This is a genomic window from Paracoccus albus, assembly GCF_027913035.1.
In the GTDB taxonomy this organism is placed as follows: domain Bacteria; phylum Pseudomonadota; class Alphaproteobacteria; order Rhodobacterales; family Rhodobacteraceae; genus Paracoccus; species Paracoccus albus.
Window position 1 is genome coordinate 2,102,048 of record NZ_CP115775.1, and the last position, 16,442, is coordinate 2,118,489.

Consider the following 16,442-nt stretch of genomic DNA (forward strand, 5'->3'; position numbering starts at 1 on the left):
ACTCTTCCTTCGGCGGCAAGGCTGTTCCGTCATCGGCTAAGTTAGCGGCAAGGTGACACAGTTCTTTTGTTCAGCGCATTTCTTCTCAGCTTCGGCGCCTGAATTGGTCCGCGAAAGGCTATCTCCCCAAAACGGCACAAAGCAGACCTGCAACAGCCGTAACGACCAGGGAATATCGTCCGTTCCATTCAAAACCGACCGTGGAAGGCGACTGACCAACCGCGCCGGAAGCAAGCCGTACCGATACCGACAGGGGCGAGATTCCGGCTGCCACCGACCACGAATAAAGCGCCGTCAGCGCAATCGCTAAAGGCCTCAGACCAAAGTCGGACAACTGTGACGCCACGCCCACAAACAGGGTAACCGATACGATCGCATTCAATCCGAGAATGGATGTGACCACGATGAACAGGTATCCAAGGAAGAGCAACCATCCAGCACCAAGCCCGAAGCGCTCGATCCAGCCGACGAGGGCGTCAACGTCGATCATTGGCAGAATCAGTGCACCCAATGCCCCAGACATTCCAAATATGACGAGCTCAGAGCGCATTTCGACGATTTGCGGCAGCGTTCTGTGCAGAAAGCGACGGGGACCTGCGATCAGAGGCGCAGATTTGCCTTCACCGCGTGCCTGAATGCCCAGCCAGACAATCGCGACGGCCGGTGCCAGCAGAAGGATCGCACTGATCATGCTTATCCCGATCGCGCGACCAAACATTCCTCCGGCAAGCGGCAGAAATGCGATTGCCAACGCTAGTCTGGCCATCAGTGCGGCGCCTCCGGTTACAACGTCGTCAACCCGGTGCGGCACGCGTGCATAGCTTAACCGATCAGTTAACCAGCCTATCAATAGAAGGCTTATTGCGACGCTCGCACCGGATGGAAAAATCTGCCACCAACTCAGGCTCGGCAGTCCTGTGATTACCAGCGGCATTGAAATCGACGTCGGCGACCAAAGCGGCACGGACACGACACCACGCAAAGACGCCAATGTCATGCGTCTCGTCCGGATCATCGCGACAGTATCGCCTGACAGCGCTCGTGTCCTCTCGACGCCACGCGCGATCATCCCGCCCAAAAGCCCGACCGCGCCAAGGCTGAGCAGCACGCCCAGCATGGCGCCTCCCGATGTCAGAACCATGTAGCGACGTCCCGGAGGCTGCCGCAACAGCAGCGCGCCGCATCGGTGAATGAATGGAGATGTGCCAGCTGCTTCCTGAATCATTCCCAGTGAGATCACGAAGAATGCCAGATAAAGGCCTCGATCCAGCGTGTGACGCAACTCTGCCACGGACATGAAGCCGCAGACCAGAAATGAAAGGCCAAGACAGAAGGTCATTTGGGCAAGTATTTTTGCGCTGACAGCCAGTCTTCGCCACTGCAGGATGACAAAAAGCATGAAAGCCGCGATGCCTAGCAGCCCTGCCGCTGAATCTCCCTCAAACAATTCCCAGGCCGCACCAACAGCAATTAGTATAATGACCAGGACACTGGCCCAGCGGCACCACTGCCTCACAACTGCCTCGGACTGGCGGTCCAAAGTGATCAACCCTCTGCACTCACATATTCGGGTAATTGGGCCCGTCTGCGCCTTGCGGTGTTGTCCAGTTGATGTTCTGGCTGGGGTCCTTGATGTCGCAGGTCTTGCAGTGGACGCAGTTCTGGAAGTTGATCTGGAAGCGGGCATCGCCGCCCTCTTCGATCACCTCATAGACGCCGGCCGGGCAGTAGCGCTGCGCGGGCTCGGCATATTGCGGCAGGTTGACGCTGATCGGGATCGAGGGATCCTTCAGCTTCAGATGGCAGGGCTGGTCTTCTTCATGGTTGGTGAAGCTGAAGCTGACATTGGTCAGCCGGTCGAAGGACAGCTTGCCGTCGGGCCTGGGATAGTCGATCTGCTTGTGATCCGCAGCCTTGCCGGTCGCAGCAGCATCCGTCTTACCATGCTTCCACGTCCCCAGCGGGTTCCAGCCGGTCAGGTTCGCCACCCACATATCGAAGCCGCCAAGCGCGAGGCTGGCCCACAGCCCCATGCGTGACCAGATCGGCTTGACGTTGCGCACCGGCTTCAGGTCTTTGGCAATCGGGCCAGAGCGCAGGTCATCTTCGTAAGCGGTCAGCTCATCGCCCTCGCGGCCATCCGCAATCGCCGCCGCCACCGCATTGGCCGCCGCAATGCCTGACAGCATCGCATTATGGTTGCCCTTGATGCGCGGCACATTGACCAGCCCGGCCGAACAACCCAGCAGGACACCGCCGGGGAAGGTCAGCTTCGGGATCGACTGCCAGCCGCCTTCGGTGATGGCCCGCGCGCCATAAGCCACGCGCTTTCCGCCCTCCAGCAGTTCGGCCACCATCGGGTGATGCTTGAAACGCTGGAACTCCATAAGGGTACAGATAGGGGTTGGCATAGTTCAGATGCACGACGAAGCCGACCAGCACCTGATTGTTCTCGAAATGATAGATGAAGCTGCCGCCACCGGCATTCCTGCCAAGCGGCCAGCCCATCGTATGGGTCACGGTCCCGGCTTTGAACTTGGCCGGATCGACCTCCCAGATCTCTTTCATGCCGAGGCCGAATTTCTGGGGATCATGCCCGTCAGAGAGGTTGTATTTCGCGATCACCTCTTTCGACAGAGATCCCCGCACCCCTTCGGCCAGCATCACATATTTGCCGCGCAGCTCCATCCCCGGTTCGTATTGCGGCCCCGGCGTGCCGTCGGCATTCAGACCCATCTCGCCCGCGATGACGCCCGCCACCCGATCGCCATCCATGACAAGCGCCGAACAGGCCATGCCCGGAAACACCTCGACCCCCATCGCTTCGGCCTGCTCGGCCATCCAGCGGGTCACATTGCCCATCGAGACGATATACTTGCCATGATTGCTCATCAGAGGCGGCATCGGCCAGTTCGGCACCCGCATCTGGCCCTGCTCGCCCAGGATATAGAAATTATCCTGCGTCACCTCCTGGCTGACCGGCGCACCTTTGTCCTGCCAATCCGGGATCAGCGCATCGAGGCCGGAGACATCCAGAACCGCCCCCGAAAGGATATGCGCCCCGATCTCGGAACCCTTCTCCAGCACAACGACATTCAGATCAGCATCAATCTGCTTCAGCCGGATCGCCGCAGACAAGCCCGCAGGACCGCCGCCAACAATAACAACGTCAAAATCCATCGACTCACGGTCGGGGGCGGCTTGGGTCATGCTGCGACTCCTTGCTATCGGTTCAGGTCGGAAAAGGGGCGATTTCTCAGGCAACGCCCCTTTCTGGGTATTTAGATGAAGAAGAAGCTCAGAGTTTTTCGGTGAATTCCGGGACGATCTGGAAGAGGTCTCCGACGAGGCCATAATCGGCGACCTGGAAGATCGGGGCTTCTTCGTCCTTGTTGATGGCGACGATGATCTTGGAATCCTTCATCCCGGCAAGGTGCTGGATCGCGCCGGAGATGCCGATGGCCACGTAAAGTTCCGGTGCCACGATCTTGCCGGTCTGGCCGACCTGCCAGTCATTGGGGGCATAGCCCGAATCCACGGCTGCGCGGGAGGCACCGACGGCGGCGCCAAGCTTGTCGGCGAGCTTTTCGATCAGTTCGAAGTTTTCTTCCGAGCCCACGCCGCGACCGCCGGAGACGACGCGCCCGGCCGAGGTCAGTTCCGGCCGGTCGCTTTCGGCAACCTCATCGGAGACCCAGCTGGACAGTGCCGGGTCAGACCCGTTGGCCTGATCTTCGACCGAAGCCGAGCCGCCCATCCCCGCCGCATCGAAGCTGGCGGTGCGCACGGTCAGCACCTTCTTGGCGTCTTTCGACTTCACCGTCTGGATGGCATTGCCGGCATAGACCGGGCGCTTGAACGTGTCGGCATCCACCACCTCGGACACGTCCGAGATCACCATCACATCCAGCAAAGCCGCCACGCGCGGCATGATGTTCTTGGCATCCGTCGTCGCCGGTGCGGCGATGTGGTCGTAATCGCCGGCCAGTTCGACCAGCAGCGCGGCGGTGGGTTCCGCCAGGCGGTGACCGTAAAGATCATCCTCGGCGACCAGCACCTTGGCGACGCCGTCGATCTTCGCGGCCTCCCCGGCGGCGGCTTTGGCCGAGGACCCGGCGCAGAGCACCGTCACATCGCCCAGATCCTTGAGCGCGTTGACCGCCTTGGCGGTGGCATCCGCGTTCAGTTCCCCATTGGTGACTTCAGCAAGCAGCAGAACAGCCATCACACAACCCCCGCTTCTTTCAGTTTCGACACAAGCTCGTCGACATCGCCGACGATGATCCCCGCCTTGCGGCCCTCTGGCTCGGCGGTGTTGGTGATTTCGAGGCGTGGGCTGACGTCGACGCCGTAATCACCGGCGGTCTTTTCCTCCAGCGGCTTCTTCTTCGCCTTCATGATGTTGGGCAGCGAGGCATAGCGCGGCTCATTCAGGCGCAGATCGGCGGTGACGATGGCCGGAAGCTTGACCTCGATGGTCTGCAGACCGCCATCGACTTCGCGGGTGACCTTCGCGGCCTCGCCTTCGATTTCCACCTTGCTGGCGAATGTCGCCTGGCCCCAGCCCAGCAATGCCGCCAGCATCTGACCTGTGGCGTTCATGTCATTGTCGATGGCCTGCTTGCCGGCGATGACCAGCCCGGGCTGTTCTTCGTCAATCACGGCTTTCAGGATCTTGGCCACGGCCAGAGGCTCGATATCGGTATGCACATCATCGGCGGCGACGACCAGAATGCCCCGGTCCGCGCCCATGGCGAGCGCCGTGCGGATCGTTTCCGCCGCCTGCTTCACGCCGATCGAAACCACCACCACCTCTTCGGCCTTGCCCGCCTCCTTCAGACGGATCGCCTCTTCCACGGCAATCTCGTCAAAGGGGTTCATCGACATCTTAACATTCGCAAGATCAACCCCAGAACCGTCAGACTTCACCTTCGCCTTGACGTTATAGTCAATCACCCGTTTTACCGGCACGAGAACCTTCATCGGCTTCCTCCTTCTAAATGACGCGATAGCTGGCGGCGCGGTTCAGCGCCTCTATCATCTCTGTTCTCAACTGGCCCACGATCTCGGCCAGCGGCGCTGTTCGGTTGGTCATGCCAAGACTTTGGCCCGCCGACAGGACGCCACGGCTGACATCGCCGCTTTCATAAGCGGCCCGGCCGATCTTGCCGCTGATCAGCGGCATCAACGCGTCCAGACCGGCATCGGGGCGGGCGGTTTCCAGATCGCGCAGATCTGCCATCGTGTCATTCGCCAATGCGCGGATCGTGTTGCGGATCGTGTGCATCCCGAGCGCGGTATCGTTTTCGGTGGCTGCTATCAGTGCCTGTTTATAGCCGTCATGCGCCCAGATCTCATCGGCCACGAGAAAACGGGTACCGATCACCGCACCGCTGCCGCCCATGGCGAGGATTGCGGCAATCTGGGCGCCATTGCCGACGCCGCCACCGATCAGCCAGGGGATGCTCAGCCGGGTATCGGCCATGCCCGCATTCACGAAACTGCCGATCATGTCGAGACCGGGATGTCCGCCGCATTCCGCGCCCACGATGCTGACCGCGTCGACGCCGATCTCCTGCGCCTTCACCGCGTGGCGCAGGCTGGCCGATTTGTGCAGCACCTTGATGCCTGCATCGCGTGCGATGGGAAGATATGCCTCGGGGCTGCGGCCTGCAGTTTCGATGAAGCGCACGCCTTCTTCGGCGACGAGTCGAAAGATGTCGGCGGTGCGATCACCCTCGATCAGTTTCGGCAGCATCGAGATATTCACGCCGAAGGGCCGGGCACCTGCCAGCTCGCGGCAGCGGCGTATCTCGGCGCGCAGGGTATCGGGCTCGGGGAAACTGGCGGCGGTGATGAAGCCTATGATCCCGGCACGCGCGGCGGCGGCGACGTAATCGGCATTGGCCAGCCACATCAGCCCGCCAGCAACAATGGGCAGTTCAGTGCCGAAAAGGCGGGTGATGCTGGTTTCCACGGTCGGCCTGCGCTGATCGGCCATCTTAGGTTGCTTCGGAAAGGCCGGCACGCGGCGCTGTTGAAACGCTGCAATCCCTTCCGCTGCATCGGCGCTGCCAAGAGCCTTTGCCATTGCGTATTTTTCACGATCCAGTTGATCGTCAAACGGCCCCTCATCCGCTGTGTCCAGCAAAGCAAGGATCGAGGACTGCGCACCTTGCGCGCCGCGGGCCAGCTTTGACGCCAGATCCAAAGCAACATCCAGTGCCTGACCATGAGCGACAAGCCGGTTTATCACGCCCAGATGCGCCAGACGACGGGCCGGATATTTTTCACCCAGAAGCGCGATCTCGGTTGCAAGCTGAGGTGAGAGATTGCGCAGCAGGGATGCCGTACCGCCGCCATCCGGCACCAGCCCGACCTTCACATAGGACATGGACAGATAGCTTTGATGCGTCGCCACGATCAGATCGGCGGCAAGCGCTATCGAGGTCCCTGCACCAGCGGCGCCGCCCTCGACCGCTGCGATAACGGGCTTTGGGCAGCGGCGGATGCGGCGCACCAGATCATGCAGCTGTTCGATCCGCTCTGCCCGTTCGGCCTCTGGCAGGGCCGCGCGCGTCGCAAGCGCGTCCAGATCGCCGCCCGCGCAAAAGAAACCGTTCGCACCCTGAATCACGATATTTGCAATTTCAGGCGTCGCAATCGCGTGGTCCAGACCGCGCAGCAGACCGCTATAGGTGCCGGGGCTCAGCGCATTGCGCTTTTTTGGTGTGTTGAGCGTCAGGACCAATGTCGGACCAACGCACTCGCTGAGCACCGCGTGTTGCGGTTGAAGTTGGATCGCTGCGTCATTCATCGCTTTATGAACACCTTGAATGTAGCGTTACAGGTTGCAAGCAGCCTGCCGGACGCATCACGCAACTCCCCCTCGGCGAATTTCATCGAGCGCCCCCCTCCGGTCACATAGCCGGTCGCGGTTACCAACCCCTCATTGGCGCTGTCGATGAAGTTTACGGCCATCGACACGGTCACCACTGCCGCATCAATGTCGCCAACGGAATTGCGCACCGCGATGCCGCAGCAATTGTCCAGCAGCATGGAGACGATGCCCCCATGCAGCATGCCAATGCGGTTCAGGTGCTGCGGGCCGACGCCCAGAGAGCACGCACCGCGGACGTTGTCGGGCAGGTAGGACCGATAGCCTACGAGGTCTCGCACGCCCGACTGATCCATCGGGATCGCGCTTTCGGCATGGGTTTCGCGGTGCGAGCCGTTTCCCTGCCCGCTATTGACCATCAGACGCCTCATCTGTCGGAAGGATGATGCGCTGAAGGTGGTCGGTGCGGTCGCCAAGCTGGTGATCGATCATGACCAGTCGCTTGGCATAATGCGCACCGGGATATTCCCAGGTCATGCCGATACCGCCATGCAACTGGATTGCCTCTTCCGAGATATGACGCCCGGCGCGACCGATCAGGTTCTTCGCCATAGAGACCTTGCGCGCCTGATCCGGCGTCCCGAAGGCGGCAACAGCGGCAATTGTGATAGAGCGTGCCTGTTCCAGATCGACGAGCATATCGACGACGCGGTGCTGCAGTGCCTGAAAGCTGGAAATGCTGCGACCGAATTGCTGGCGCTGCTTCATGTAGTCGACGGTCAGGTCGATCAGATGCGAAGCCGCGCCCACTGCCTCGGCGCAAAGGGCGATGCGGCCCAGATCAAGCGCGTCCTCTATCTGGGTCCGCGCATCGGCCGACAGGCATTCCGCCGCCAGATCGTCCATCACCAGATCGGCGATGCCGCCACCATCGATCATAGCCGCAGAGATGAGCGGCGGCGTGGTGGTCAGAAACACGCCCAGGCCCTGATCGGTGCGGGCTACGACCAGCACATGATCAGCGCCCGGTGCGCCATAGATCGCGGATTTGCGCCCCTGCAGCTTCCATTGATCGCCGTCCTGGCGGGCCGTGGCCTCGATATGGTCGAGATCAAAGGCGACGCGCGGTTCATAGACCGCAAGCGCGCAACGTGCCTCGCCGCCGACGATCGCTTCGACGATCTTATCCTGCCCGAAATCGGCAAGCAGACGCAGGCCCATCAATGCGCCGAGCATCGGCTCTGCCGAAAGGGCCCGGCCCATTTCTTCGAACACGACCGAGACATCTTCCGCCGTGCCGCCGAAACCGCCCGTTTCCTCGGTGATGAAAGCGCCGACCGTTCCCAGCCCGGCCAGAGATTCCCACATCTCAGGAGAATGATAGGGCGCGGTGTAAGCGGCTTCGTTGCGTGTCTCGATCTCGTAATTATCTGCCAGAAAACGCCGCAGCGTGTCTGACAGCATCTGGTGGTCTTCGGAAAGATTGAAGTCCATGGCGATCACCCCCTGAACAGTTCTTTGGCAACGATGTTGCGTTGGATTTCGTTGGCACCGCCGAAGATCGACAGCTTGCGATGGTTGAAATAGACCGGTGCAGCACGCGCGGATTCCGGCGGGATCGTCAGCTCGTTTTCAGACAGATCGTCCGCAACCGGCGCTGCCTCGGGTCCAAGCGCCGAGCGGTAGAGATCCTGCAACTCCTGCCGGATCTGGGTGCCCTTCAGCTTGAGAAGTGAGCTTTCGACACCGCCCGCCGCACCATCCTTGGTCTTGGCGAGCATCCGCAGATTGGTGATCCGCAGCGCCTCCAGATCGGCCTCCAGTTCCGCGGCGCGGGCGGCATAGGCCGGGTTGTCGGCAATGAGGCGTCCGTCGCGGATGACCTCGCCGGCCAGTTCATGGAAGCGTTCAAGATCTTTTGTCGAAAAGCCGATGCCCGCAATATTCGTGCGCTCATGGGTCAGCAGATATTTGGCGATGGTCCAGCCCTGATTTTCCTCTCCCACCAGATTGGCGACCGGAACGCGCGCATCGGTGAAGAAAACCTCATTCACCTCATATCCGCCGTCAAGCAGGCGGATCGGGCGCATTTCAACGCCGGGCGTGTCCAGATCAACCAACAGGAAGCTGATGCCAGCCTGTGGTTTCACCTCACTATCGGTGCGCACAAGGCAGAAAATCTTGTTCGCGTGCTGGCCCAGCGTGGTCCAGGTCTTCTGACCATTGACGATGTAATCATCACCGTCGCGCACGGCTTTGGTTTTCAGGCTGGCCAGATCCGAGCCCGCGCCGGGTTCGGAATAGCCCTGACACCACCAGTCGGTGCCGTCGATGATGCGCGGCAGAATCTCTGCCTTCTGCTGTTCGCTGCCGAATTTGATCAGCACCGGGCCCAGCATGTTGAGGCCAAAGGGCGGCATGCGCGGCGCATTGTTCAGGGCGCATTCTTCCGAGAAGATGTGCCGTTCCACTGCCGTCCAGCCGGGACCGCCATATTCCTTGGGCCACGTGGTCGCGACCCATCCTTTTTCGTTCAGGATCGCCTGCCAGCGAAGGATCTGTTCCTTTTCCAGCTCTTTTCCATAGGCCACAGCCTGCGCCACATCAGCAGGCAGTTTCGCTTTCAGGAAGCTGCGCACCTCGTCACGGAAGGCCAGTTCCTCTTCGGTAAATTCAAGATCCATCCGCTTACTCCTTGTTGAGATCGGCAAAGCTGCGGCCCGACTGCGCCAGTTCGCGCAGCAAATCCGGTACCTGCCAGTAATAGGGGTCTTCCTTCGCATAGCCCTCGATCCGTTCGACGAGGGCGGCAGCACCAATCCGGTCCGCATAGTTCAGCGGACCGCCCAGATGGCGCGGGAAACCGTAGCCGAAGAGGAAGACAGCATCGACGTCAACAGGACGCAATGCGATCCCCTCTTCGACCACGCGGGCGGCCTCGGAAATCATCGCTGCCATGTAGCGATCAATGATTTCGTCATCGGTGAAGGAACGGGAGACACGTCCTTCCGCCTCGCGTTCCGAAGTCACGATTGCCTCTGCCCCGGGATTAGGCACGCGTGACTTCGGATTGTCATACAAGTAATAACCTTTGCCTGTCTTGCGCCCGAAACAGCCTTCTTCGCAGATCAGGTCAGAAACCCGGCTATACCGCTCTTCCGCAGGCCGCGTCGGCGCCTTGCGCTTGCGCGTCGCCCATCCGATATCCTGACCGGCCAGATCGCCCACCGCAAAGGGACCCATCGCAAAACCGAAATCTTCCAGAGCGCTGTCGATCTGTTCGAAGGACGCGCCGTCGAGCAGCATGTAGTCCGCGACCTTGCGGTAATGCGCCAGAATGCGGTTGCCGATGAAGCCATCACAGACGCCCGAACGGACGGCGACCTTTTTCATCCTTGCTGCCATCGCAAAGGCGGTTGCCACGACATCAGGCGCGGTCTTTTCCGCCACCACCACTTCCAGCAGCCGCATGATATGCGCGGGCGAGAAGAAGTGCAGGCCGATCACATCTTGCGGACGAGAGGTCGCGGCGGCGATTTCGTTCACATCCAGATATGACGTGTTGGTCCCAAGAACCGTGCCGGGCTTGCAGATCCGGTCGAGGTCGCGGAAGATCTGCGTCTTGACCTTCATATCCTCGAACACGGCCTCGATCACCACATCGACATCGGCCAGATGGTCCAGCCCTACCGCAGCCGTCAGTTGCGTAAGTTTCTCATCCCGCGCGGCAGCGGTCATCTTGCCGCGCTTCACCGCACCTGCAAGGTTACCTTCGATACGCTCACGGGCTTTGTCCGCGCCTTCCTGCGTCATCTCAATCAGGGTAACGGTAAAGCCAGACTGAAGCAGCGCGGTGGCGATACCCACACCCATCGTGCCGCCGCCGATGACGCCGGCACTGGCCAGCGGACGCGGTTCGGCCGCGGATTCGGGGATGCGCTTTACGGCGCGTTCGGCCTGAAACGCATGGATCAGACCCTGCCGCTCGGGGCTTTCCATCAGTTCCAGAAACAGAGCGCGTTCGACCTTCATCCCTTCCTCAATCGGCAGGGCAGAAGCGGCAATCGCATCAACGCATTTCAGCGGCGCGGGCAGCGCGGAGCGCTTGGTGGCCAGCTTCGCCTTTGCTGCCACCAAAACAGCCTGATCGGGGGTGAAAGCGATATGCCCTGTGCGCCGAGTCTGAATTTCACCAGACAGAATTTCATGTGCAAGCGTCAGCGCAGCACCACGCGGCGTGTCATAGTCAAGCCCGTCTATGATACCCAGAGAAATCGCCTCGCGCACCGGAACCTGACGGCCCGAGGTTATGATTTCTATCACGCTTTCCAATGGGGCCAAACGCGGCAGTCGCTGCGTGCCACCCGCGCCGGGCAGGAGACCCAAAGTGACTTCGGGAAGGCCAACCCGTGCACCCGGCAGTCCAACGCGAGCATGTGCTGACAGCGCCAGTTCCAGACCGCCGCCCATGGCTACGCCATGAATGACAGCGGCTACGGGCTTATCGCTGTTTTCGATGGCGTTCAGCACGTCCGGCAGGCTCGGCGACTGAGGGGTCTGGCCGAACTCTCTTATATCTGCGCCAGCCGACAGCATCTTGCCTTCGCCATAGATCGCGATGACCTTTACGGCGACATCCGCGTTCAATTGCGCAAGGGCGTCCAGCAGACCCTGCCGAACGGCCTGACCAAGGGCGTTGACCGGGGGGCTTGCAAGCACGATCAGGCCGACATCGCCTTCAACTTCAACGCGCAGCGGCGCAGTCTCGGTTACGGATTTATCCATCATCGTTACTCCACCCGCTCGATAACCATCGCGATGCCCTGACCGACACCAACGCACATAGAAAGGCTGGCATAGCGCCCGCCGGTCTGTTCCAGATAGCGCAGCGCTGTCAGGATGATCCGCGCGCCAGAGGCCCCCAGCGGGTGCCCAACGGCAATCGCGCCGCCATTCGGATTCAGACGGCTGTCATCGGGATCAAGCTCCAGCTGTTTGCAGCAGCCCAGAACCTGGCTGGCAAAAGCTTCGTTGATCTCGATCAGGTCCATGTCCTTCATGGTCAGACCGGCGCGTTCCAATGCTTTCGGCACGGCAAAGCCCGGCCCGATCCCCATGATCCGCGGCGGCACTCCGGCAATCGCGCCCGAAACGATACGCCCGCGCGGCTTCGGCCCCAGATCTTTCGAGCCGATCAGCAGGGCCCCTGCACCGTCATTCACGCCCGAAGCATTAGCCGCCGTCACAACGCCACCTTCATAAAGCGACCGCAGCGACGCCATTTTCTCCAGCGTGGTATCAGGGCGCGGATGTTCATCGGCGTCGACCACCGTCACCTTACCCTTGCGGCCGGCGATCTCGATCGGCTGAATTTCATCCTTGAAGAAGCCGGCGGCCCGTGCGGCCTCATAGCGCTGCTGGCTGCGATAGGCATAGGCGTCGCATTCCTCGCGGCTGATGTCGTAATCCGCGGCCAGATTGTCCGCCGTCTGCGGCATGGCGTAATCGCCGAACTCCGCCGCGATGGTCTTGTTCGGGAAGCGGGTGCCGATGGTAGAATCGTAGATGACGGGCTGGCGATCCCAGGCAGAGGGCGATTTTGCCACTACGAAGGGCGCCCGCGTCATGCTTTCGGTACCACCAGCCAGATACAGATCGGCCTCACCCACCGTGATCGAACGCGCGGCATCAAGCGCCGCCGCCATGCCAGAGCCGCAAAGGCGGTTCACGGTCAAACCACCGGCCTCGACATTAATGCCACTCAGCAGACCTATGAAACGCGCGACATTGCGGCTGTCCTCGCCCGATTGGCAGACATTGCCCATGATCACGTCTTCGATCCGTTCGACCGGCAGGTCCGAGCGCTGAACAAGTGCACGCACAACCTGTGCCGCCAGATCATCGGGGCGGATACCCGAAAGCGCACCGGCATGGCGACCGAAGGGGCTGCGAAGGCCGTCATAGATATATCCGTTAAGCATCTTTACATTCCTTCCATTTGCGACGGCGGCTTTGCAGCCCTGATCCGTCCTGACTTCCGAATTTTCGGGGGTGACGGCCTGCACGTGGTGCAGGCCCGGCTTTTTCGGTTACTCGGCAGCCTCCACCCCGGTTGGCACGTGGCCACGCTGTTTGGCAACCAGCAGAGGGACCGCCGCCAGTGCCGCGCCCGCAATCGCCGTGGTGCCGAAGCCGACACCCGCGAAGGGCATGGCAGGCATGGCGAAGAAGAACCCGCCAAAGGCCAGCATCGCACGCAGCGGCAATTCGAACCGTCCGGCCAGCGTGCCCACGAAGGTCACATAGCCCTGCAGACCCATGCTGATCATCGCGACGCCGATGAAGGCACAGCTGACCGCCAGGAAAACCTCCAACGCCGGAGCATGACCGATCAGCGAAGGATTCAGCACGAAGAGGAAGGGCACCAGATAGATGATGCTGCCAAGCCGCATCGCCTCGAACCCGGCGCGCATCGGGCTGCAATTGGCCAAGGTAGAGGCGGCATAAGCGCCAAGCGCCACGGGCGGCGTGATATAGCTGACCATACCCCAGTAAAGGATGAACAGATGCACGGCGAGGCGGTTCAGTCCGCCCGCTTCCAGTGCCGGGGCAAGCACGATGGCAAGGAAGATATAACAGGCCGTCGCTGTCATCCCCATGCCAAAGATAAACGCCGTCAGCGCACCCATGACCAGCAGGATGAAGACATTATCGCCCGCGATGAACAACAGCTCATTCACCAGCGTGCCCGCCAGCCCGGTGGCCGAGAACGACCCAACGACAAGCCCGACGCCAAGGATGATCGCTGTCAGCTCGGCCAGGCTAGAACCGATCCCCAGCAGGATATCGCAGAACTTGCGCAAACCGATCCGCGTGCGCGGTGAGATCTGGTTGATGACCAGCAGCAAGGCGACCGAATAGAAAGGTGCCGCCGTTTCCTGCCGCATCACCACCATCATGAAGATCAGCAGCCCGAAGACCAGCACATAGGGCCAGCCATTGCGCAGCGTATCGCGCAGACGCGGCACTTCTGCCCGGTCGAGACCACGCAGCCCGCGACGACCTGCATAGGCGTCGATCTGGGCAAACAGCGCGAAATAGAACAGCGCCGAAGGGATGATCGCGGCCAGAACGACCTCGGTATAGGGGATCGCCAGGAACGAAGCCATGATGAAGGCCGTGGCCCCCATCACTGGGGGCATCAGCACACCCCCGGTCGAGGCGCAGGCCTCTGTCGCGGCTGCGGTATTGGAGGAAAAACCGGTGCGTTTCATCGCCGGAATCGACACGGCGCCGGTTGTAAGCACGTTCGAAATAACGCTGCCCGACATGGAGCCCATGAAGCCGCTGCCGAAGATCGAGACCTTCGCAGCGCCGCCGCGATATCGACCGACCAGCCCAAGCGCCAGATCGTTGAAGAAGGTTCCGCCGCCGGTATGCTGCAGTACCGCACCGAAGATGATGAAGCCGATCACCACGCCGCCAAAGGCCTTCATCGGGATACCGAAAATGCTTTCCGATGAATAGACGTGATAGGCGAATGTCTGGCTCAGCGTGCTTTGAAAGCCGGAAAACGGCGCCGGGACATGACCCGCAAAACTGGGATAGAAGGCCACCACCGTGACGATACAGGCAAGGACCAGCCCACCCGCGCGGCGCGTTGCCTCCAGAACCAGTGCCGCAAAGACGAAGGCCACCCATTGCGCGGTTGGCGGGGCGGCGAATTCCCAGCCCTGATTAAGATTCTCCATCGCGTTGACGGCCAGATAGGTGCCCGCAACCAGCGACAGAGCAGCGAGTGCCCAATCGAGAATGCCAGTCTTCATGAAGCGGTGGCCGCGGATGTCGAAGATCAGATATGTCGCGGCGAGGAACAGCGTCGCGAGAATGTTCAGATAACGACCATCCATCAGCACGATGCCGAAGGTCCGGAGGTTGAACAGCTGGTTGATGACCAGCAATATGGCCGCAAGGGTCAGGCCCATCAGTGCGATATTGCGGGCGTTGAACAGGCTGCCGGTTGGCAGGCTTTCGGGGTCTTTCAAGACGTCATCACTGGAATTCACCTTGGCCTCCTCTCAGGCAAAGCTCGGCTGACGGGATGCGGCAGGCCGCATCCCCTTGGCTGCTGGATATTAGCGAAGACTTTTCGTCACTCGATTTGGGTCAGCCCCGTCAGGATGCGGACCCTGCCCGGTTCAGAACACGACCTGCTGGCCCGCTTCCTCAAGCGCGGCGCGGCGGGCTTCGGCCCAGGCGGCCTCCCAATCTTCGGGATCTTCCTCGACCAGCTTGTCCCAGGCGGCTTTCAGGACCGCCTGACGCTCGATCAGCTCGTCATTGCGGGCCTGCGCCTCATCGCTCCAGACCCCGATCTCCTCGAAGTACCGGACCGCACCTTCATGATAGGGCGCAACCCAGGTGAAATCCTGATTTTCGATGGCCCAACCGTTAATGCCTGGCGCCTTTCCGTCATATTGCGGGAAAAGCTCTACCATTGCCTTGGTCATATTATAGACGAGGTCGGGATCGGTCTGATCGATGGTGATCAGCACCGGATAGGCATAGCTGGCGCCGTCAAAGCCCTCGGTCCCGTCGATATTCGCACCCAGCGTCACCCGCGACAGCCTGAAGAACGGCGCGATGTCGGTCATGCGCTTGAAGCCTTCGGTGTCACTGTGATCAATGGGGATCCATTCCAGACCACGCGGACCTGCAGCCGCCTCGTACGAGGGGCCGGTATTCGTCGACGCGAAGACACCGTCCACCTGACCTTCGATCAGCCCGTTCCATGCCGCACCATAGCCGCCGAATTCGACCTTTTCGACATCGTCCCAGGTCAAACCGGCATTTGCCAGATAAGCTTCGATATTGAGGTTAAGGCCCGGTGCGCCGGCAACCCAGGCGAAACGCTTTCCGGCCATGTCAGCGGTTGATTTTATACCGGCATCCGCGGCCACGCCGACCGAAAGCCCGGTGCCGCCACCAGAATTGATCAAGACCACACGGACCGGCTGCGGTCCCCAGTTCCTGGCAGCGAATTCGAAGGCGCCTTCCTGTGCCATGAAACTGCCGCCGACGCCGGTCGCCGAAAAGTCAACCCGGCCCTGCCGCAGTGGTTCGGTCCGCGAAATATCGTTCTTGCCCGGCAGCACGCGCAGGCTGGTGCCCGCGACTTTCTGCAACTCGCCCCCTATCGCGACGGCCTGATTGAATCCGGCAGAGCCAGTGTCATAGGCGGTCCAGGACATCTGACGCGGCAACTGAATATCGTCGGCAAAAGCGGGCGCGGCGATCAGGGCCGCCAGCACCGTGGTGGTGAAGGTGCGTCGCGAAATGTTCATTCTTTCCTCCCTACGGGCCTCATTGGGTTCGCATAGCAGATTTAATGTCCGCATAGCGAACGTATAACATACATGTGACCAAAATCAAGTATCCTTTTGAAAATATGAAAAATTTAATTAGGCAAAGCATTTTGCGCCGGCAGAGAGCAATTAACTACTTGTTTTAAATTAATTATCCTAATAAGTTTTTGTTCTGCTGTGCGGACGAAAGGGTCGCATTTTGCAGGTGCACTGATTTTTACGTCAAGCCAAATTGCACA

The 16,442-nt window shown here is 60.6% G+C and carries 11 protein-coding genes and 1 pseudogene; all 12 read right to left on the reverse strand.

Translation table 11 applies throughout. From position 1 onward, the window contains the following. Positions 1-118 precede the first annotated feature (118 nt). On the reverse strand, positions 119-1,117 hold the full coding sequence (locus PAF20_RS10515) for a hypothetical protein (protein ID WP_271070604.1): 999 nt from the start codon (positions 1,115-1,117) through the stop codon (positions 119-121). Between the two features lie 442 nt (positions 1,118-1,559). Next, a pseudogene (locus tag PAF20_RS10520) lies at positions 1,560-3,210 on the reverse strand (electron transfer flavoprotein-ubiquinone oxidoreductase). 88 nt (positions 3,211-3,298) lie between these two features. Then, complete coding sequence (locus tag PAF20_RS10525; RefSeq protein WP_271070605.1) at positions 3,299-4,225, reverse strand: electron transfer flavoprotein subunit alpha/FixB family protein; 927 nt, start codon at positions 4,223-4,225, stop codon at positions 3,299-3,301. Beyond that, on the reverse strand, positions 4,225-4,983 hold the full coding sequence (locus tag PAF20_RS10530; RefSeq protein WP_271070606.1) for an electron transfer flavoprotein subunit beta/FixA family protein: 759 nt from the start codon (positions 4,981-4,983) through the stop codon (positions 4,225-4,227). Before PAF20_RS10530 ends, PAF20_RS10525 begins: the two co-directional genes overlap by 1 nt. A gap of 13 nt (positions 4,984-4,996) precedes the next feature. After that, a complete protein-coding gene (locus PAF20_RS10535) occupies positions 4,997-6,817 on the reverse strand; it encodes an oxepin-CoA hydrolase, alternative type (protein ID WP_271070607.1) in 1,821 nt (606 codons plus the stop codon). Further along, positions 6,814-7,269, reverse strand: coding sequence for a PaaI family thioesterase (locus tag PAF20_RS10540; RefSeq protein ID WP_271070608.1), 456 nt, complete (start codon positions 7,267-7,269; stop codon positions 6,814-6,816). The genes PAF20_RS10535 and PAF20_RS10540 overlap by 4 nt, the downstream gene beginning before the upstream one ends. Continuing rightward, complete coding sequence (locus PAF20_RS10545; protein ID WP_271070609.1) at positions 7,247-8,332, reverse strand: acyl-CoA dehydrogenase family protein; 1,086 nt, start codon at positions 8,330-8,332, stop codon at positions 7,247-7,249. Before PAF20_RS10545 ends, PAF20_RS10540 begins: the two co-directional genes overlap by 23 nt. Before the next feature lie 5 nt (positions 8,333-8,337). Further along, entirely contained in the window at positions 8,338-9,522 is a 1,185-nt protein-coding gene (locus PAF20_RS10550; protein WP_271070610.1) for an acyl-CoA dehydrogenase family protein, read from the reverse strand. 4 nt (positions 9,523-9,526) lie between these two features. After that, entirely contained in the window at positions 9,527-11,623 is a 2,097-nt protein-coding gene (locus PAF20_RS10555; RefSeq protein ID WP_271070611.1) for a 3-hydroxyacyl-CoA dehydrogenase NAD-binding domain-containing protein, read from the reverse strand. 5 nt (positions 11,624-11,628) lie between these two features. Then, positions 11,629-12,819, reverse strand: coding sequence for an acetyl-CoA C-acyltransferase (locus tag PAF20_RS10560; protein WP_271070612.1), 1,191 nt, complete (start codon positions 12,817-12,819; stop codon positions 11,629-11,631). A 108-nt stretch (positions 12,820-12,927) separates the two neighbouring features. Further along, complete coding sequence (locus PAF20_RS10565; protein ID WP_271070613.1) at positions 12,928-14,904, reverse strand: TRAP transporter permease; 1,977 nt, start codon at positions 14,902-14,904, stop codon at positions 12,928-12,930. A gap of 132 nt (positions 14,905-15,036) precedes the next feature. After that, a complete protein-coding gene (locus tag PAF20_RS10570; protein ID WP_271070614.1) occupies positions 15,037-16,182 on the reverse strand; it encodes a TAXI family TRAP transporter solute-binding subunit in 1,146 nt (381 codons plus the stop codon). Positions 16,183-16,442: the final 260 nt, after the last annotated feature.